General features: G+C 70.8%; 11 protein-coding genes. 9 read left to right on the top strand and 2 right to left on the bottom strand.

All coding sequences use genetic code 11. From position 1 onward, the window contains the following. Nucleotides 1-14: 14 nt before the first annotated feature. Nucleotides 15-3,869, bottom strand: a complete 3,855-nt coding sequence (locus ACGFQC_RS26915; RefSeq protein ID WP_363089263.1) for a Pls/PosA family non-ribosomal peptide synthetase — start codon at nt 3,867-3,869, stop codon at nt 15-17. A gap of 706 nt (nt 3,870-4,575) precedes the next feature. Here ACGFQC_RS26915 and ACGFQC_RS26910 point away from each other — a divergent pair. The 6 genes from ACGFQC_RS26910 to ACGFQC_RS26885 all read left to right on the top strand — a co-directional run bounded on the left by ACGFQC_RS26910 (nt 4,576) and on the right by ACGFQC_RS26885 (nt 14,833). Beyond that, nucleotides 4,576-5,988 carry a hypothetical protein gene (locus tag ACGFQC_RS26910; protein ID WP_363089262.1) on the top strand — a complete coding sequence of 471 codons (1,413 nt, stop codon included), beginning with the start codon at nt 4,576-4,578 and terminating at the stop codon, nt 5,986-5,988. Then, nucleotides 5,985-8,669 (top strand): hypothetical protein, encoded by a 2,685-nt coding sequence (locus ACGFQC_RS26905; protein ID WP_363089261.1) that lies wholly within the window; start codon nt 5,985-5,987, stop codon nt 8,667-8,669. Before ACGFQC_RS26910 ends, ACGFQC_RS26905 begins: the two co-directional genes overlap by 4 nt. Before the next feature lie 513 nt (nt 8,670-9,182). Further along, nucleotides 9,183-11,285, top strand: a complete 2,103-nt coding sequence (locus ACGFQC_RS26900) for a hypothetical protein (RefSeq protein ID WP_363089260.1) — start codon at nt 9,183-9,185, stop codon at nt 11,283-11,285. A 14-nt stretch (nt 11,286-11,299) separates the two neighbouring features. Then, nucleotides 11,300-11,623: a hypothetical protein gene (locus ACGFQC_RS26895; RefSeq protein ID WP_363089259.1), complete on the top strand. Its 324-nt coding sequence runs from the start codon at nt 11,300-11,302 to the stop codon at nt 11,621-11,623. 51 nt (nt 11,624-11,674) lie between these two features. Beyond that, nucleotides 11,675-12,280 carry a nucleotide exchange factor GrpE gene (gene grpE, locus ACGFQC_RS26890; RefSeq protein ID WP_363089258.1) on the top strand — a complete coding sequence of 202 codons (606 nt, stop codon included), beginning with the start codon at nt 11,675-11,677 and terminating at the stop codon, nt 12,278-12,280. A 54-nt stretch (nt 12,281-12,334) separates the two neighbouring features. Next, the gene (locus ACGFQC_RS26885) at nt 12,335-14,833 is read left to right on the top strand and encodes an Hsp70 family protein (protein WP_363089257.1); all 2,499 of its coding nucleotides are present in this window, start codon (nt 12,335-12,337) and stop codon (nt 14,831-14,833) included. 8 nt (nt 14,834-14,841) lie between these two features. Here ACGFQC_RS26885 and ACGFQC_RS26880 read toward each other — a convergent pair whose 3' ends face one another. Further along, nucleotides 14,842-15,294 carry an ATP-binding protein gene (locus tag ACGFQC_RS26880; protein WP_363089256.1) on the bottom strand — a complete coding sequence of 151 codons (453 nt, stop codon included), beginning with the start codon at nt 15,292-15,294 and terminating at the stop codon, nt 14,842-14,844. A gap of 247 nt (nt 15,295-15,541) precedes the next feature. On the opposite strand from ACGFQC_RS26880, the gene ACGFQC_RS26875 reads away from it, so the two are divergent. The 3 genes from ACGFQC_RS26875 (at nt 15,542) to ACGFQC_RS26865 (ending at nt 17,810) form a co-directional block, all read left to right on the top strand. Beyond that, nucleotides 15,542-16,354: a helix-turn-helix transcriptional regulator gene (locus ACGFQC_RS26875; protein ID WP_345963826.1), complete on the top strand. Its 813-nt coding sequence runs from the start codon at nt 15,542-15,544 to the stop codon at nt 16,352-16,354. Next, nucleotides 16,351-16,569, top strand: a complete 219-nt coding sequence (locus ACGFQC_RS26870; RefSeq protein ID WP_363089255.1) for a DUF397 domain-containing protein — start codon at nt 16,351-16,353, stop codon at nt 16,567-16,569. The genes ACGFQC_RS26875 and ACGFQC_RS26870 overlap by 4 nt, the downstream gene beginning before the upstream one ends. A gap of 143 nt (nt 16,570-16,712) precedes the next feature. Beyond that, the gene (locus ACGFQC_RS26865) at nt 16,713-17,810 is read left to right on the top strand and encodes a serine/threonine-protein kinase (RefSeq protein WP_363089254.1); all 1,098 of its coding nucleotides are present in this window, start codon (nt 16,713-16,715) and stop codon (nt 17,808-17,810) included. Nucleotides 17,811-17,875: the final 65 nt, after the last annotated feature.

Here is a 17,875-nt window from a genome sequence, read left to right as displayed (position 1 = left end):
CGAGTGGCCGGCGTTCAGGGACGCCACGCTTCGATCGGGTTGCCGAGCCAGCGGGTGTCGTCCGGGACGGACTCCGCGGCCATCACGAGCGACGCGGGACCCAGGGTCGTACGGGCCCCGACCGTGCTGCCGGGCAGCACGATCCCGCCAGGGCCCAGCGTGGCACCCTCACGGAGGACCACAGTATCCGTCCGCAAGATCCGGTCGTGGAAGAGGTGAGTCTGGAGCACACAGCCCCGGTTGACCGTGGCCGCGTCCTCCAGCGTCACCAGGTCCGCCTCCGGCAGCCAGTGGCTCTCCACCCACACGCCCCGGCCGATGTGCGCGCCGAGCCCGCGCAGCCACGCCGACAGCACCGGCGTACCCGGCACCGAACCCGCCAGCCACGGCACCGCCACCACCTCGACGAAGGTGTCCGCCAGCTCGTTGCGCCACACGAAACCGCTCCACAGCGGGTGCTCCCCGCGGCGGTGCCGCCCCACCAGCAGCCACTTCGCGACGATCGACAGCAGGGCCGCCGCCCCGCCCGCCCCGAGCAGCACCGGCCCGGACAGCAGGGGGGCCCACGCCCCCAGCGCGCACAGCACGGCCACGGTCAGCACCGCGAGACCGGCCGAGCAGAACACCGGCACGATCCGGCACAGCTCCACCAGCGCACGCGCCCACAGCAGCCGCGCCGGCGGCTCGTAGGTGCGGCTCCCGTCTCCACCGGCCGCCGCCCGCGGCAGCCTCACCGGCGGCAGCCCCAGGTAGGAGCTGCCCTTCTTCGCCTTCTTCGGCGTCGCCGACAGCACCCCGACGAGCCCGCCGTCCGGCACGCTCCGCCCCGGCGCGGTCATCCCCGAGTTCCCGAGGAACGCCCGCCGCCCGATCTCCGCGCGCCCGATCCGCATCCAGCCGCCCCCCAGCTCGTACGGCGCGGTCAGCGTGTCGTCGGCCAGGAACGCGCCCTCGCCGACCGTGGTCAGGCTGGGCAGCGCCAGGACGGTCGACACCTCGGCGCCCTTGCCGATCCGCATCCCGAGCAGCCGCAACCACACCGGCGTCGCAAGCCCCGCGTACAGCGGGAAGAGCGTCTCGCGCGAGCGGTCCATCAGCTGGGTGACCGTCCAGGCCTGCCAGCCGATCCGGCTGTGCGTCGGATGCGTGCCCTCCCGCAGCCCCAGACTCAGCAGCCGCACGGCGACCAGGAGCAGCAGCGCGTACGTCAGCCCGTAGGCGAGCGTGGCCGGGACCAGCGCCAGGGCGGCACCCCGCAGCGGGGCGTCCGGCGGGACGAGGGCGTACGCCACGAGCAGCGCGGCCCCGGCCGCCGACACCGGCAGCAGCGTCAGTCCCGCCCCCGAGGCCCCGTACAGCGCCCGCCAGACCCGGCTCCGGGCCGGCCGCTCCTTGGGCCAGTTGCGCTTGGCCTTGCCGAGCTTGACCGCGGGCGCGCCCGCCCAGCGCTGCCCGGTCGGGATCTGGCCGACGACGGCCGAACCCGGCGCCACCTCGGCCCGCTTGCCGACCCGCGCCCCCGGGAAGAGGACGCTGCGCGTGCCGACGACGGCGTGCGCACCGACCCTGACCGGGCCGATCTCCAGCCGGTCGCCGTCCAGCCACCAGCCGGAGAGGTCCACCTCGGACTCGACGGCCGCGCCCCGGCCGAGCCTGAGCATGCCGGTGACCGGCGGCAGCGCGTGCAGGTCCACCTCCGGCCCGATCCTCGCCCCGAGGGCGCGGGCGTACCGCTGCAGCCAGGAGCCGGTCAGCGAGCTCGCCCCGGTGAACTCGACGAGCCGCTCGGCGGCCCACAGCCGCAGATGGACCCCGCCGCCCCGTGGGTGACGGCCCGGCGCCACCCCCCGCAGCAGCAGCCGTGCCCCGCCCGCGCCGAGCGCGAGCCGGCCGGGCGGGCTGAAGAACAGCAGCGCGCCCGCGACCACCAGCCACCAGGGCGCGGTCGGCAGCCAGCCGTGGGCGGGCAGGACGTTGCCCGCGGCGGCCAGGACCAGCGTCCAGCGCAGCCCCAGCAGCGTGAACAGCGGCAGGAGCAGCAGCACCTGCACCACCTGCGCGCGTCGCGGCACCGGGGCGACGGTGCGCCGGGAAGCGTCGTCCTGCGCGGACTCCTCCAGGTGCCGGGCCAGCTTGCGCAGCGTCGGCCGCTGGTAGACGTCGAGCACGGCGGCGCTCGGGTACCGGGTCCGCAGCCGCGTCGTCAGCTGCGCGGCGGCCAGACTGCCGCCGCCGATCGCGAAGAAGTCGTCACGGGCGCCGCCGACCGGGACGCCGAGGACCGCCGTCCACTGCTCGGCGAGCCAGGCCTCGGTGCCGTAGAGCCGTTCGGCCGGACCGCCCGTCTCCAGGCCCTCCAGCGGCCACGGCAGCGCGGCCCGGTCGACCTTGCCCGACGTCCGGGTCGGCAGCTCGGCCACCGGCGCGAGCAGCGGCACCAGCGCGGCCGGCAGCTCGGCGCGGAGCCTGTCCACGGCCGCGGCCCGGTCCCAGCCCTCCTGCAGGACGACGTACCCGACGAGGAGCTGGTTGCCGCCGCGCGCGGTGCGCACGGCGGCGGCCGCGCCCGCCACCCCGGGCAGCGCCTGGAGCGCCGCGTCGACCTCGCCCAGCTCGATCCGCCGCCCGCCGAGCTTGACCTGCTCGTCGGCCCGCCCGAGGAAGACCAGCCCCTGCGGCTCCGCCCTCACGAGGTCACCGCTGCGGTACGCCCGCTCCCAGCCCAGCGGTTCCAGCGGCGCGTACTTCTCCGCGTCCTTCTCGGCGTCGAGGTACCGGGCGAGCCCGACGCCGCCGATCACCAGCTGCCCGCTGCCGCCCATCGGCACCGGCTCACCGGCCTCGTCCACGACGGCCAGCTCCCAGCCGCGCAGCGGCAGCCCGATCCGGATCGGCTCCGCTCCGCCCAGCAGCGCCGCACAGGCCACGACGGTCGCCTCGGTCGGCCCGTAGGTGTTCCAGACCTCGCGTCCCTCGGTCACCAGCCGCTGCACCAGCTCGGGCGGACAGGCCTCACCGCCGAAGATCAGCAGACGGACGTCGTTGAGGGTCTCGGGCTCCCAGAGCGCGGCGAGCGTGGGCACCGTCGAGACGACGGTGATCTCCTGCTCCACCAGCCAGGGACCGAGGTCGGCACCGCTCCTGACCTGCGCGCGCGGCACCGGCACCAGGCAGGCGCCGTACCGCCACGCCAGCCACATCTCCTCGCAGGAGGCGTCGAAGGCGACGGACAGCCCCGCCATCACCCGGTCGCCCGGCCCGATCGGCTCGTCGGTGAGGAACAGCGCGGCCTCGGCGTCCACGAACGCGGCGGCACTGCGGTGGCTGACGGCGACGCCCTTGGGCTTCCCGGTGGAGCCGGAGGTGAAGATGATCCACGCGTCGTGCCCGGCACCGGGCCGCGCGGCCGGCGCCCCCGAGCGGCCGTGCACGGTCAGCTCGTGCCCGGCACCGACGACGGCCCCGACCCCGGCCTCCCCGAACACCAGCTCGGCCCGCTCGTCGGGGTCCTCGGCGTCCACGGGGACGTAGGCCGCCCCGGCGGCGAGCACGGCGAGGATCGCGACGTACAGGTCGTTCGTCCCCGACGGCACCCGGACGCCCACCCGGTCGCCCAGACCGACCCCGGCACCGGCCAGCCGGCGGCGCAGCCGCTCGACCTCGACGGCCAGCTCGCGGTAGGTCAGCGCGGCGGTGCCGTCGTCCAGGGCCGGTTCGTCGGGGTACGAGCGCACGGACGCGTCGAGGATGTCGACGAGGGTGCGCGGGGAGGGGGCGGGACCGCCCGAGAAACGTGCCGTGTCGCCGAGTTGTTCGCGGATCTCTTCGTCGAGCAGGCCGAGAGCGCTGCTCTCGTCGGTGGCTGCCATCGGGTCCTCGCGTCTCGTTCCCGGAGCCCTCCGGGGCGCTGGCGGGCCCGCAGGTCTGCCTGGGGTTGTCCGGCTCCAGCCCGTAACAAGCCGGAAATTTTAGTACGACGCTAGGCTCGCCCCCTTCCGCCAGCCAGCCGGGACGGCCGGACGGGGCTCGCCGGGGGACTGCGGAAATGCCGTGACCTGGCGATCTTCGAGCCGGGGAGAGATGCCCCACACCGACGAGCGAGGGGCATTCGCGAGATTCTTCGACCAGCCGCAACAGGGCTGATTGATGGCGGGGCCTAACAGGCGTGCGTCGATGCGGACGGTATGTGGAGCCCGTTGCCGCAAAGCCTTTCATCGCCTGCCCATGGAGTTGGCGCATCGGTCGTCCGCGCCGGCACCGCTCTTGCCCCGGGCCTTGCCGAGGGTCAAGTCTCGGACGGCCTCGAGGCGGGATCGGGCGCATCCTGGCAACTTCCCCAATCCAGTCGGCGGTACTGGCATCCCGTCCGGCACCAGCATCTAACCTGAGGCAGAGTCAGGTGACTGCGGCTGAGGCGCCGCTCCGGCAGCCGACGAGGAGTGGCAAGTGACAGTGGATGTCCGTGGGCCGGCATGGGCACTCGAGGGATTGGGTGTGCGGTCGGGGCGGTACCCCTTGGCGGTGGAAGGCCCGGTCATGCGGGCAGTGGACCGCTTGGTTCCCGGAGTTTCCACGGTGACCCGGTACATCCGTTACCACTCGATGTATGCGGCGATCGCGGCGTATGCCGAACAGAACGCCTTGGATGTCACCGCGTGCCGCCGGTTGGTTCGCCGAGGCGAGGTGCTGCTGGCGGCGCTCCAGCAGCACCAGGCGGAGACCCACGCGGCATGGTCCGCTCATGGGGTCGATCGGGTACGGCGTTTCTGCGCGGAGGAACTGGAACTCGCGCGAGCTGCCGACGAGGAGCAGCTGAACCACTCCTACTCACCCCGCCGCTGGGGTTTTTGGGATCAGTACGGTGGGCCCGCCATGATGCTCGGCACGGTGGATGTCCGGGAGGGAGCGCTCAGGCCCGGGCGGCACTCATGTCCTGCCGCGGTCAAGGAGCTCTTCGCCCCGCTGCTGTCTCTCGCTTCGAGGGAAGTCGTGACCTTCGCAGCCTTGGAAACGGCGGAGCAGGCGGCCCTCGGTGTCCCCTGTCCCGCTGAGCGAGGTTGGCTGACGCAGGTGTTGACCGCTACTGGTGCCGGAGGAGCCCACGTACCGAAGGACTGGGAGGAGTCCGACCGCACCCGGCGCGCGACCCTCCGTGCCCTCGCCCGGGCGATCGATCTCCACGGCCATGACGGCGACGGGTACCAGGAGACGCTGCGCTCAGCCGTCGTCTTCGGTGAGGACATGACTACCGATCCCGTCCTGGCGGCCATTCCGGAGACAGCGGGCTGGCGAGGGCTGCTGCTGCGGCATTACTCCGTGGGCGCCTGGCGCAGGCTGTGGGCCGCTCTCGTGGCCGACATTGGGTCCAAGGAGGGCGAGGCCGACCGGACGGCACAGGAACTGCGCGACTGGCTGGCGCAGCAGGCTCCGGAGGGGAGTGTGCGAGGACTCCTGGAGGATCTGCCGCCGCTCAAGAGTCCGGACGGGCTGCTGCTGCCGGCCGAACGAGAACTTCTCCAGAAGGGCGGTGACGCCCCCATGACCAACGTCCGGTTGCTGCTCGTGGGCGCCCTGCGGTCCAGGGAGGGGCACCTGCCCGACGACGTACGCGCCGTCTTCCTGGGCCGACAGCGTCGTTCGGCGGAGTTCCTCGACCCGACGTGGGTCGACGGCCTCATCCGCGACTACTCCGACCGGCCGGTCCACGACCTGGCGGCCCGGCTGGTGGACGACATGCTGGCCCAGTCCCGCCGGGTGGCGCTCGGCAAGCTGCGCACCGATTCGGCGACGGGTGGGCTGAAGATCTTCTCCCGTCTGCACGTGCGCAACGAGCGCTACTTCAAGACCGGCGACGAGGGAGATTCCGACATCGGTACGCGCATTCCTCAACTAGGCTCTTTCGGGCGGCAACTCGGACTCTTCGACGTCCGGGACGGCTGCCACGTCGTCACGGCCTCCGGCCGGAGGATCCTGGAGACGGAGCGATGAGCGCGGCGCAGCACACCCGCTTCGCTTCCCCGGTCACGCTGCTGCGTGAATGGGCCGAACGCGGCGACAAGCAACCGCTGCACGAAGTGCTCCTCCTCGGATTCACCGTCGACCTCCCGTTCCTGGAACGGGTCGCGATCCCGGTCGCACGTGGCCTGGGCGCACGCACCGCGGTGATCGGTGATGCGGCCCAGGGACTGTACGACCCGGTCGATGTACGCATGGCAGGCCGCAGTTACTTGCACGGCCTCGCCGGCTGCCGGGGCGCCTTCCACCCCAAAGTGGTCCTGCTGATCGGTGAACACGCCTGTCGGCTGGCCGTGGGATCGGGAAACCCGACGCTGTCCGGCTGGGGAGCCAACGACGAGCTGTGGACCGTGGTGGAGACCGAGGACGACGCCTCGCACGCCCTGCTCGCCGATCTCGCGGAGTGGCTTGAGGAACTGCCCGCCGTCGTGGACATGGCCCCCTGGACGGCGAGCCACCTCGGAGAAGTGGCGACCCTCCTGACCGAAAGACACGTCAACGCCCCCGCCGGGCCGGAAACCGGCCCGCGGCTTCTGCACAACCTCCACCGGAGCCTGGTGGAACAGCTGCCACCGGGGCCCGTGGACGAGATTCAGGCGTACGCCCCGTTCATCGATCCGCAGGCCCACGCCCTGCGAGCACTCGTCGACCGCCTGATGCCGGGCCAGGTCACTCTCGGTCTCCAGCCCCGCTGGTCGAGCTACGACGCCGAGACGGTCAAGGGGGCGCTCGACGGCTGCTCCACCGGGATCCGACTCCTCGAAGAGACGCGGATGCGGCACGGCAAGTTCGTCGAGTGGCGCATCGGCGAGCGCAGGCACGCACTCACCGGAAGCCCCAACCTCACCCGCGCCGCTCTGTGCACGAGCACCAGGGAAGGGGGCAACTGCGAACTCGCCGTGCTCTCCGCCGACACCTCACCCCTGCTTCCCGAAGAGGGACCCACCACCGCGCTCTCGGTGCTGAAGGGCCGCACTCTCCGGCCTTTCACCACCGGCACCGGTCGTGCGCTCGTCCTGCTGGGCGCCAAGACGGACAGCGAAGGCCTTCACGTCTCCCTGGCCCGCAGCGAGCCGACCCCCGTCGCGATCAGCACGTCCCCGGACGGATCGCCGGGCTCCTGGACCGGCATCGGCTCCATCCCCGCCGGCGAGTCGGCCTTCTCCTTCCCGATGCCCGAAGTGCCCGGCGCGGCCGTACGCGCGACCTGCCGCCGACCGGACGGCAGCAGCGCCGAATCACCGGTGGTCTTCGTCTACAGCCCCGTACACAGCGCACGCCGTCATACCCACGACAGTGGGCCCCGACTGAGCCACGACTACACCACACAGGCGTTGTTCACCGACGAACGTGCGGCGCGGCGCTTCGAGACGGACCTGCTGCGCCTGCGCGAGCTCACCGCCGGCATGTCCGCTCCCCGGGTGAGCCCCGCGACGGAAAGCGCGACGAGTACGGCGGTCACGAGCGGCGTCGACCGCTGGGACGCCTACCTCGCCGACTGCCGTCGGATGATCGGACTTCCACTGGCCGGTCTGGCGTTCGGTACCGCGCAGATCGATCTCCCCGAGCCGTCGGCCTCCCGGTGGACCGTGTCGACGGTCACCTTCGCCGTGTCCGCGGAGGAGGACGAGGAGTACCCCGAAGGGGCAGAGGACGAGGATCCGGCCGCCGACGGGTCGGCTCGCGTCCCCTGTGTTCCCCCTGATCAACGAGCTCGCTGCCGCGGCTGGGTGCGGCGCTGTGCCGACAGTCTCGTCGTCTCCGACACCTCCGACGGCTCCGAGAAGCTGCTGGTGCGGCCACTTCCGGTACGGCTGCTGGTGGCAGGTCTGTACGTCCAGCTCCTGGCCGCAGGGGTTTGGGACGACGACGACCACAGCTGGCGCGAGGGCCTGAGCGTCCTCCTCAAGGCCCTCGCCCTCCAGAGCGCACCGAACGACGGGACGGCGGAACAGCAGGACCCACCCGAGACCGGACGTCGAGTGGACGCGGTGGCGGCCGTACTGATGACCTTGCTCAGCCAGGACGCCACCTTCACCGGCGGCGGTGAGCACGACGTGTCGGCCGCCCGCGCGTGGCAGAACCACAGGAGCATGATCGCGCGTGCCGACCCCGCCGGGGCCGAGGACCTGATGCTGCCACCGGAGCAGGCGCTCGCCCGCGTCGCGTCCTGGAGCGAAGTGGAGCGGATCATCGCCCTGGCGCGGGACGACGACCCCTATGCGGAGGTGATCGAGGAGTTCAGGGACGAGGGCTGGTCGGTCACGTACGAGGACGGGATCTGGGAGGTCATGGGTTCCTTCGGTAATCCGGTACCGGTCGCGGCCAGAGTTGCCGCCCGGCTCGGGCGACAGCGTGCGGACTGCGTACTCGTCCGGGCCTGGAACGGGCACCGATGGACATTCGTCGCGTGGGACGATCCTCATCTCGTCCTGCTCAATCATCCTGTCAGCGTCTGGCGCTCCTATCGGGTCCGTCCGCCGGCCACCCCGGAGTCGCGCTTCAGCAGTGGTGATCTTTCGACCGTCCCCGGGCGCGTCGGCCCCCTGGTACCGCTACAGGGCGGCCCGCCCGAGCCCCTGCGGAAGGTCCTCGCCGACGTCGGCAAGGCCTACCCGGATCTGATTCGGCTGCTGTTCGCGGACGTCACCTGAGACATATGCTGCATCGACATATGCGGAGGTCTGTCGGGGGGCCATGAGGCAGCGTCGGCTTCCGTGTCATTGGCGAACCGGAGGGGAACGGTGGTGTCGCACACCGTGTCGGGGGGCACCGAGGGGAACGGTGCGGCGGCCGAGAATCCATCCGCTGTGCTCGAGCAGGCCGTTGTCGCCTACGTTCAGGAACGTTTCGCGGTTGCCGTCGGTCTTCTGCGCCGGTGGGACCGTGTCATGGAAATCGGTCAGGCAACGATCGACGCCCGCCATGCCGCCCTGCGCGGGGCACTCGCGGCTCGCGCAGGAAACTGGCCCGACTGCTGTGGGTGGTACGTGTGGTCGTTGACTTTTCCTCCTGACGGTCGCGCGCGCCAGCAGACTCTTTTCTGTTTCCACGAGGATTGCCTCGAGTCCGGACGCGACCTGTGCGGTCAGTGCGGCCGTTGGTTCTGTCCCGCACACGGCGCCAAAAGCGAGAAGGAAGTCGCCCGCTGCGGCCCGTGCCTCGATGTGGCACTGCAGAACCTAGCGCAGGGCGCGATCCTGGCCGACCGTGTCGAGACGGCTGTGGAAGTACTCACCCCCTGGGCTCGCACGGCGAACTGGGCCACGGCGAAAGCACTGCTGGCCTGCCTTGCTCCGGAAGACGCCGCGGACTTCGGTGACCAGTCCGACGTACTTGACTCCTTCGCACCCGACCGGCGCGAAGCGCTCCTGCTGTACCGCGCGTCCGCGACCCTCGACAACATGGACCTGGAGCGGGCCTGTGTCCTGGAACCCGATGCCTCGGACTGGCCGTTGTCCTTGACGTACGGGTGGTTGCGCCCCTGGGAGGCACGGGGGTTGAGCCGGGCGGGCCGTCACACCGAGGCGTGGCGGGTCCGGTACGAGGAGTGGCTGGCGAAGCCGCTCGACACCGCTGTGGTGCACGCCCTGGCGCTCACGGCTCTGCGGGTCTTCGCCGGTGACGCCGAGACGGACGACCGGGTGCGTGAAGAGGCCGCGCGGCAGGCCATCGCCTGCTGGGCGATGGTTCTGCACTCCGTCTCGTACTGGTGGGAGCTCGGGCGACACTCCGGGCGCTCGTTGACGGCCGACGAACGGAAGGCCGCTTCGGACGCTCTCACCGAGCGCATCCGCCAAGCACTGAGGGACGACGACAGAACCGCGGGACGGCCGACGGCGGACAGCCTGGAACTGGCCTGGGAGGTCGAACTGGCCGTTGCCCAGAACCTGCCCGAGATCAGGATGGACGTCCTGACGCCCCTGGACTCCGAGTACGACTTCTCCTTCGGTCCGGGCTTCCTCGACCTTCTGTCGTCGGTCGGCGGGCGGTGGAAAGACCTGGTCGCGGACGTCCACAGTGCGGTGTCGGAGGCAAGCGGCGAGGGTGACGAGGTCGGCGGTCGGCTCAAGGGCCTGTTGTCTCCTGAGGGGCGCTACCTGACACTCCTGGAGTCCGGCAGGTTCGACGAGGTCATCGCAGACCTCGAAGCCGAAAACACTGCGCGACACGGTGTCGGGGAGAACGTCGAGCTCCTTCAAGGCCCTCGACGTCTCCTCGGCGCCGCACTGTTCGCCCGGGCGCGTGCGCATGTGGAGGGCAGACGTTGGGCGGCTGCGATCCGGGACTTCGAGGGCGCGGCAGCCGTCGGTGTCTCCCTCACCGGCCACGAGGAAGAGATCGGCCGGGCGGGCGTGCACGCGGGATTCGCCCTGTCCCGGAACTGCACCAAGGTCGACTGGCAGGCGTACGTCGGCCTCCTCGAGCGTGTCCTCGTCATGGCCCCGCAGCACGAGCAGCTGAGACGGGACCTGGCGGCCGGGTGTGTGCGCCTGGGGGAGCAGGTCTCACAGCGGAACGAGCACGACGAGGCCCGCGTCCGCTTCGCTCGCGCCTACGAGCTGGACCCCTCGAACGGATCGGCCGTCTCAGCACTGAACGCGGCTGAGACACGGAGCGCCGAACGCCTTCTCAAGGGATACGTCTTCTCCCGGCTGCCGCAGGCCATCGAGATGCTGCGCGGTGTCCTGGACCGTGACGAGACTTTCCAGCCCGCTCGCCGCGCCCTGGCCGAAGCCCTGTACGAGCATGCTCTGGACACGGCGGTGAACGACGACCGGGCCGACGCCCTGAGCCTGATGCAGGAGGTCCATTCTCTTTCGGATGGGGACTCCCGCCGTTGGAGTCCCCACCGAGGCCCGAAGTACGACATCGCGACGGGACTTTACGAACGCGCGGTGCTCTACGACGATCTCGACGAGGACGATCTGCGGGAGACGCTCGACCTACTGGCTGTCGCCCGCAGTTATGAAGTCCTCCCGGAGATCTCCGACCTACAGGTCTCGGTACTGGCCGACCTGGTGGAACTGCTCAGCGCGGACGAGAACTACGACGAGGCCATCGCTCTCGTCCGCCGGTGCCCGAAGGACGTCGAGGACCGGAGCAGGCTCGACACGGCGGTCGCCGAGGCGTACGCCCGACGCGCACGCCGGCATCTCGACAAGGGCGACAACGCGGCTGCGCGCTCGGACACCCGGTCGGCACGCAAGTACGCCTCGGCACGCCAGCTTTCCCTGTTCCAGATGGTCGAGGCGGACCCGTTGTGGTGAGAGAAGGACGAGAAGTGTCCAAGACCGTGTTCGGTGATTCCCCGTACGAGGTGCTGGGACTGGAAGTCGGTGCCTCCGATGCCGACATCCGCGCCGCCTACCGACGGGCGATGAAGTCGACCTCGCGCGATCGTGACCTGCGCGACCGTGTTTCTCGGGCGTACAACGCCCTCAGGCGTCCCGCCGGACGTCATGAGGCGGACCTCCTGACGCCGCTGCCCGTCCGACTGCCGCCCGATGAGGGCGGTGCCGCCCTGCCGGCCGAGGCACGTCGGCGTATGGCGGAGGTCTCTCCCCTGCTTCCCGATCCCGCGAGCCTGGGCGTACGGCCCGACTGAAGACCCGAGGTCTTCTCCCGGCAGCCCCCTTCACCTCCTCTGGAGCAAGCGTTGACCGTACCGTCCTCCGCCCGGCCCGACGCCGACACGGAACGCCTGATCGCGCAGTTGCGTACCCGCTGTGAAGCCCTGGAGCGGCGGCGTGCCCGGGACGCGGACGAACTGACCCGGCAGAGAGCCGAGTCGGAGGCATCTCTCCACCGCCTGCTCACCGGCCTGCTCGATGTCGACGACGCGCTGGCGGAGTCCGTCCGGTGGTCGGCCCGCCAGGACTCGAACCGCGCGGCCGCGACCACGGAGAGGTTGATCGAACAGGTCTCCGCAGCACACAGACTGTTGCGTCTCCGGTTGCTGGAAGCCGATGTCCGGCCGATGGACCTCACCCACCGGCATGCCGTGCCCGACGTCGCCAGAGTCGTGGGCACACGCCCCACGTCCAGGTGTCCCGCCGACACGGTGCTGGAGGAGCGGGTGGCGGGCTTCTACCTGGGGCAGCAGGTGCTGCGGACCGCCGAGGTCGTGGTCGCCGTCCCGGGACCCGATCCGGAAGCGCCCGAGGAGGCCGCGGGGGAGCCGAAGCGGTCCGGTCCGGCCGCTCCCCGCAGGCAGCCCCGCCGGTTGCCGCGGCACAGGCGCCGCAGCCGGCGCCGCTCCTGATCCCTCCCGCGTGTCCTCGCCCCGCACCGTCCACTCGCAGAACAGGAACCCGAAGTGCGCAGAACCCTCGGAATCGACCTCGGCACCACCAACTCGGTCGTGGCCTGGCTCAAGGACGGCGAACCGGAAGTGCTGTCCGACACCCCGGAGGGCAGCGGAACTCCCTCGGCCGTGGGTCTCACCGCGGACGACGGGCTCCTCGTCGGGCAGGAGGCGCTGAACTGGGTGGAGAGGGACGCCACGCGCGTGATCACCACCGTCAAGCGCCTCATGGGACGTCAGTTCAAGGACGAGAAGGTGCAGCAGGCCCTCGGCCGCATGGGAGACGGCGGTCCCGAGATCACCGAGGGGCCGGACGGCGGCGTTCTGATCCGGCTGGGAGAGTACCGCTACACCCCCGTCCAGATCTCCGCGATCATCCTCCGGCGGCTCAAGCGGAACGCCGAGGCCCGCCTCGGTACGGAGTTCGGCCGCGCGGTGATCACGGCCCCGGCCTACTTCGGCGAACGGCAGATCGCCGCCACCCGCGAAGCGGGCAGACTGGCCGGCTTCCACGTCGTCCGGGTGCTGTCGGAGCCCACGTCCGCGGCGCTCGCCCACGGCCTCGGACGCGCGACGGAGGAGGACATCGCAACCGTCCTCGTCTACGACCTGGGAGGCGGCACCTTCGACGTCTCCATCCTCACCCTGATGCCGGGCGTGATGGACGTGCTCGGTGTGGGCGGGGACAACCTGCTCGGCGGTACGGACTTCGACAACAGTCTGGCCGGCCGCCTCCGGGGACTCCTCGATGCACGTCACCCCGGACACGAACCGTGGCCGGGCGATGCCGCGAAGATCCGCAAGGCTGCGGAGCGCGCCAAGATCGACCTGTCGGCGGAGTCCTCGACCGAGGTGATCGTCCCGACGCTCGGCGCTTCCGGCGTGGTCCTCTCGGAGACCGTGGACCGCAAGGAGTTCGAGGCTCTCGTCTCCGACAGGATCGAGGAGACCGTCCGGCTGGTCCTGAGCACCGTGGCCGGGGCCTCGCTGCGCCCGGAGGACATGGACCAGGTTCTCCTGGTGGGCGGCTCGAGTGCCATCCCGCTGGTGCGGGAGCGACTGGCGGAGGTCTTCGGCCGCGAGAAGCTGCGCACGGACGTGGATCCCATGACGTGTGTGGCGCTGGGTGCCGCCGTCCAGTCGGCGCTCGTCGAGGAGCTGGAGTGCCCTGGATGCCGCGCGGCGTGCCCGTTGGACGCCGATGTGTGCCCCGAGTGCGCCGCCCCGCTGGTGGGCGCCCCGACGGTGGAGTGTCCGGCGTGCCACGTACCCGCTCCCGAGGACACGGAGGCCTGCCCCGTCTGCGCATCCGACCTCATCGGGCTCGCGGCGGAACGGCCGGCGCAGTCCCCGGTCGTCTGCAGGGAATGCGCGGAGGAGAACGACCCCGAGGCGCTGGAGTGCGACCTGTGCGGAGCCGCGCTGCGCGACGGCGGCGGTCTGAAGTGTCAGAAGTGCGCACTGGTGAATCACCCGGGTCTTGCTTGGTGCTCCCACTGCAATGCGGAACTGCCCGTCGCGGCACCGTCCGACGTGACGCCCCGCCACATCGGCGTCCGTACCAGTGACGGCACCTTGGAGATCCTGATCGAGGCGGGCACCCGCTATCCCACGGAGCAACCCGTCCGGCACGATTTCCAGGTCACCGCCGATCCGGGGGACATGCTGGAGATCGCCCTGCACGAGGGCGACCTTCAGCCCGCCGAGCGCAACGACCTCTGCGGCGTCGCCCTGTACGAGATGATCGAGGGAACCGCGGGCACGAAGGTGCTCACCATCGCCGTGCACCTCGACCAGGACCGTTCGATCCGCGTGGAGACCCGGCTCGACGGAGCCTCGTTCAGCGCGGCCGCCTTCCGGCGCAACCCGATGCCTCCGGAGTTCCGCCGACGGGCACGGGAGGCACACGGCCGGTTCCAGACGTTCCTGGCCGACTGGCGCCACGAGCTCACGCAGGCGGAGAACGCGGTCCTGGCCGAGACGGCGACCGCGCTGGAGCAGGTCGTCCGGGGAGAGGCCCCCGGGCGTTCCCTGGACACCCTTCTGGAAGAGGCGGACGTCCTGCTGGAACGTCAGCAGAACATCCGTTGGGCCTCGGCCCTCTCGTACCGTTACCCGGAGCACGTGGCCGACCTGATGCCCCAGGAGGATCTGGAGGCGATGCGACGTCACCGCACCGCCCTGAGGGTGGCGCGCGAGGCCGCCGACTTCGAGCGTGGACACAAGATCGCCGATGAGGTGATGAGTATCCGGCGCCGACTCGGTACGGACCTGTTCCGGGTGATGAACGCCCTGAGTTTCGCTTCGCACAACGGAGTGAACGCTGCCCTTCAGCAGCGCATCCAGCAGGCCGGCGACGGACTGACCGAAGCCGTGCACCGAGGTGATCTCGCGCGCGCGGACGCGGCCAAGTCCCGGATCACCGACCTCTACCAGGAGGTGCGCCGGGCGCTGGACGAGTTCAGCACTCCGGAGCGCAAGACCGTGCATCCGCGGAGAATGGCGCGCTGAGCCGGTGTCTACGGGGCGCACTCCGCCCAGACGGTCTTGCCGGGCGCGGAGGGCCGCGGGTCGGTGCCCCAGCGGGTGGCCAGCCGGGCCACCAGGAGCAGTCCCCGGCCCGACTCCGCGTCGTCGGGCGCCTCATGGACGGACGAGGGCGGCACCTGCTCGGTGCGGGTGTCCGTCACCTCGATGCGGAGTGCCTCCGGCGCCGCGGTCAGCCGGAGGTGGAAGTCCCGGCCGGGGACGTGACCGTGCCGCACCGCGTTGGAGGTGAGTTCGGCCGCGATCAGGGTCAGGGTCTCGTTGACGGGGGAGTCGTACGAGTGCCCCCACTGGTCGAGCCGGTGCGAGACGAGACGCCGGGCGAGACGGGCACCGCGCGGGGTGGAGGTGAACTGCATGGCGAACTCGTGCGGGGCGGCCGGGACTTCCGGCGCCTGTGCGGTGGTGGTGTCCGAGGGTTTCATGGCGGTGAGCCTGCCGAAGGCAATGCGGGGCTGACCAGCGGAAACGCCTGTACTGGCTGGGGCTGTACAAGTGGCTGCCAAGTGCGTACACGGAGGGGCGAGTTCTCGTACGAGGGAACTTGTGGGCGTTCGGGGGCCCGGCCCTTCATCACTGCGCGTAGCGTGACGCCTCGCGCTGCGTGCACGGCCTCAGCCTGTACGGCCGCGCACCAGAACCATGGGCGATGAGGTGCCGGAGGCGGCGGGCATGGTGGAACAGGACGACGGGGCGAACTTCCTGCGGTGCTTCGGGCGGCAGATGAAGCTCCTGCGGGAGCGGGCCGGACTGACGCGGAGGGAGCTGGGGTCCCGGCTCGGTTACGGCGAGGACCAGATCACGTCGGTCGAGCTCGGCCGACGCATCCCCAAACCGGAGCTGATCGACAAGGCGGACGAGGTACTGGACGCCGGGGGCGTCCTGCGGGCGATGAAGGAAGAGGTCGCGCGGGCGCGGTATCCGGCGTTCTTCCGGGATGCGGCGCGGTTGGAGGCCGAGGCGGTCGAACTGCAGACGTACGACACCCACGTGGTGAAGGGACTGCTGCAAACTGAGGAATACATGCGGGCGCTACTGAACATGCGTCGCCCGTTGCTGAACAGGGACACGATCGAACAACGGGTTGTGGCACGTCTGTCCCGCCAGGAGATTTTCAGCAAGTGGCCTGCTCCCCTGTTCAGTTTCGTCATGGAGGAGTCCGTACTGCTGCGGAGACTCGGCGGAAGGTCAGTGCAGCGGGGACAACTTGAGCAGATCCTCCTCATCGGGCAGCAACGCAACGTTGAGGTGCAGGTGATGCCGCTCGACCGGGAGGACAACGCCGGTGTGGACGGGGGGTTCACCCTCTTCACCCGCAAGGGAGGAGAGCAGATCGGCTATACGGAGGCGCAAGGACGTAGCACACTGGTGACTGATCGCGAAGAGGTCCGCGCACTTGCCGCGCGCTATGGGATTATCCGTGCGCAGGCCCTCACCCCATGTGAGTCGCTGGCCTACGTCGAGAAGTTGCTTGGGGAGCTATGAACGCCAGAGGGAACCCGACCGTGCTCCAGGATCTCAAGTGGTCGAAGAGCAGCTACAGCGGTGCGGAGGGTGGCGACTGCGTAGAAGTGGCGGCCTCGCAGGGGGCAGTCCACGTCCGTGACTCGAAGAGCGTCACTGGCTCCGTGCTCACCGTGACCCCCACCGCGTGGACGACCTTCACCGGCTTCGCCGCGCGCCCCAGTGGCGAGGTCTGACCCGGTCCACCTGAAGGCATCCTGCAGTCCCCCGTGACCACTGTGTCCGCAGAGAAGGATCAGTCTCCGGATGTGCAGGAACGGTGAACAGAGCCGCTGATAATCTCGTCCTTGTCCGCTCAGGACGGGACACGGTGGGGGGAATGGTGCTGCAGCCGCTCAGGGCGGGCGATCCCAAGCGGATCGGCGGCTTCCGGCTGGATGGCCGACTGGGCCAGGGCGCGATGGGCGTGGTGTACCTGGGGTACCGCTCGACCCGCCCCGTGGCCGTCAAGGTCGTCCGGCCGCAGCTCGCGGAGGACGAGTACTTCCGCAGGCGCTTCGCCCTGGAGCTGGAGGCGATCCGGCGCGTGGGCGGCTTCCACACCGCCGCCCTGGTCGCCGCCGACCCGCACGCGGACACGCCGTGGATCGCCACCCAGTACATACACGCCCCGTCGCTGCTGGAGCTGCTGGACCAGCACGGAGCGGTCAGCGAGGTCGGCGCGTGGTGGCTGGCCGCCGGCCTGGCGGACGCCCTGATGCACATCCACTCCGTACGGCTGCTGCACCGAGACCTCAAGCCCGCCAACGTCCTGGTCGCGGCGGACGGGGTCCGGGTCATCGACTTCGGCATCAGTCACGTCAACGGCGGCACCGGCCTGACCACGGCGAGCGCGGCGCTCGGCACCCTCGCCTACATGGCACCCGAGCAGGCCAAGGACTCCCGCAGGGCCAGCGAGGCGGCCGACGTCTACAGCCTCGGCGCGACGCTGGTGCACGCCGCGACCGGCCACGTCCCCTTCTACGCGGAGATGCCCGTGCAGCGGACGCTGGACCTGGAGCCGGACCTGACCGGCCTCCCGACCGCTTTAGTCGACCTGGTCACCCGCACCCTGTCCTACGACGTGGAGGACCGGCCGACGGCACAGAGCGTGCTGGAGGAGGCCATGGGCCGCCTGCTCGACTCCGGTGTGCCGATGGACGCGCAGGCCTACCCGCCGTTGCCGGAGGTCTTCCTCGCGGACGTCCTCCAGCACCAGGCGGAGCCGGTACGGGCACCGGCTCCGGAGCCGCTGCCGGACATCGAAGCGGACGACGTCCCCGAGACGGAGACGGAGACGGAGCCCGATGCCGTGCCGCACTCGCGGCCGGTGGTGACCACACCGGTCGCCGAACCGGAACCGGAGGTCATGCCGGACCGCTGGGCGGCCCGGTGGCGCAGCCGTATCGAGGACCGTCGCGGCGACTACGGCGGCTGAGCCCTCGCTCGGAAGCCCTCCCCGTGCCGACGGGACCCACCACACCCGAAACAACGCAGCAGCAA

Source organism: Streptomyces sp. NPDC048734, assembly GCF_043198675.1.
Classification (GTDB): Bacteria; Actinomycetota; Actinomycetes; order Streptomycetales; family Streptomycetaceae; genus Streptomyces.
This window is presented reverse-complemented; position numbering and strand designations above follow the sequence as displayed.

Coding starts and splice junctions, on each gene's coding strand:
- ACGFQC_RS26915 (WP_363089263.1), bottom strand. CDS start 3,869: ATGGCAGCCACCGACGAGAGCAGCGCTCTCGGCCTGCTCGACGAAGAG.
- ACGFQC_RS26865 (WP_363089254.1), top strand. CDS start 16,713: ATGGTGCTGCAGCCGCTCAGGGCGGGCGATCCCAAGCGGATCGGCGGC.
- ACGFQC_RS26870 (WP_363089255.1), top strand. CDS start 16,351: ATGAACGCCAGAGGGAACCCGACCGTGCTCCAGGATCTCAAGTGGTCG.
- ACGFQC_RS26875 (WP_345963826.1), top strand. CDS start 15,542: ATGGTGGAACAGGACGACGGGGCGAACTTCCTGCGGTGCTTCGGGCGG.
- ACGFQC_RS26905 (WP_363089261.1), top strand. CDS start 5,985: ATGAGCGCGGCGCAGCACACCCGCTTCGCTTCCCCGGTCACGCTGCTG.
- ACGFQC_RS26880 (WP_363089256.1), bottom strand. CDS start 15,294: ATGAAACCCTCGGACACCACCACCGCACAGGCGCCGGAAGTCCCGGCC.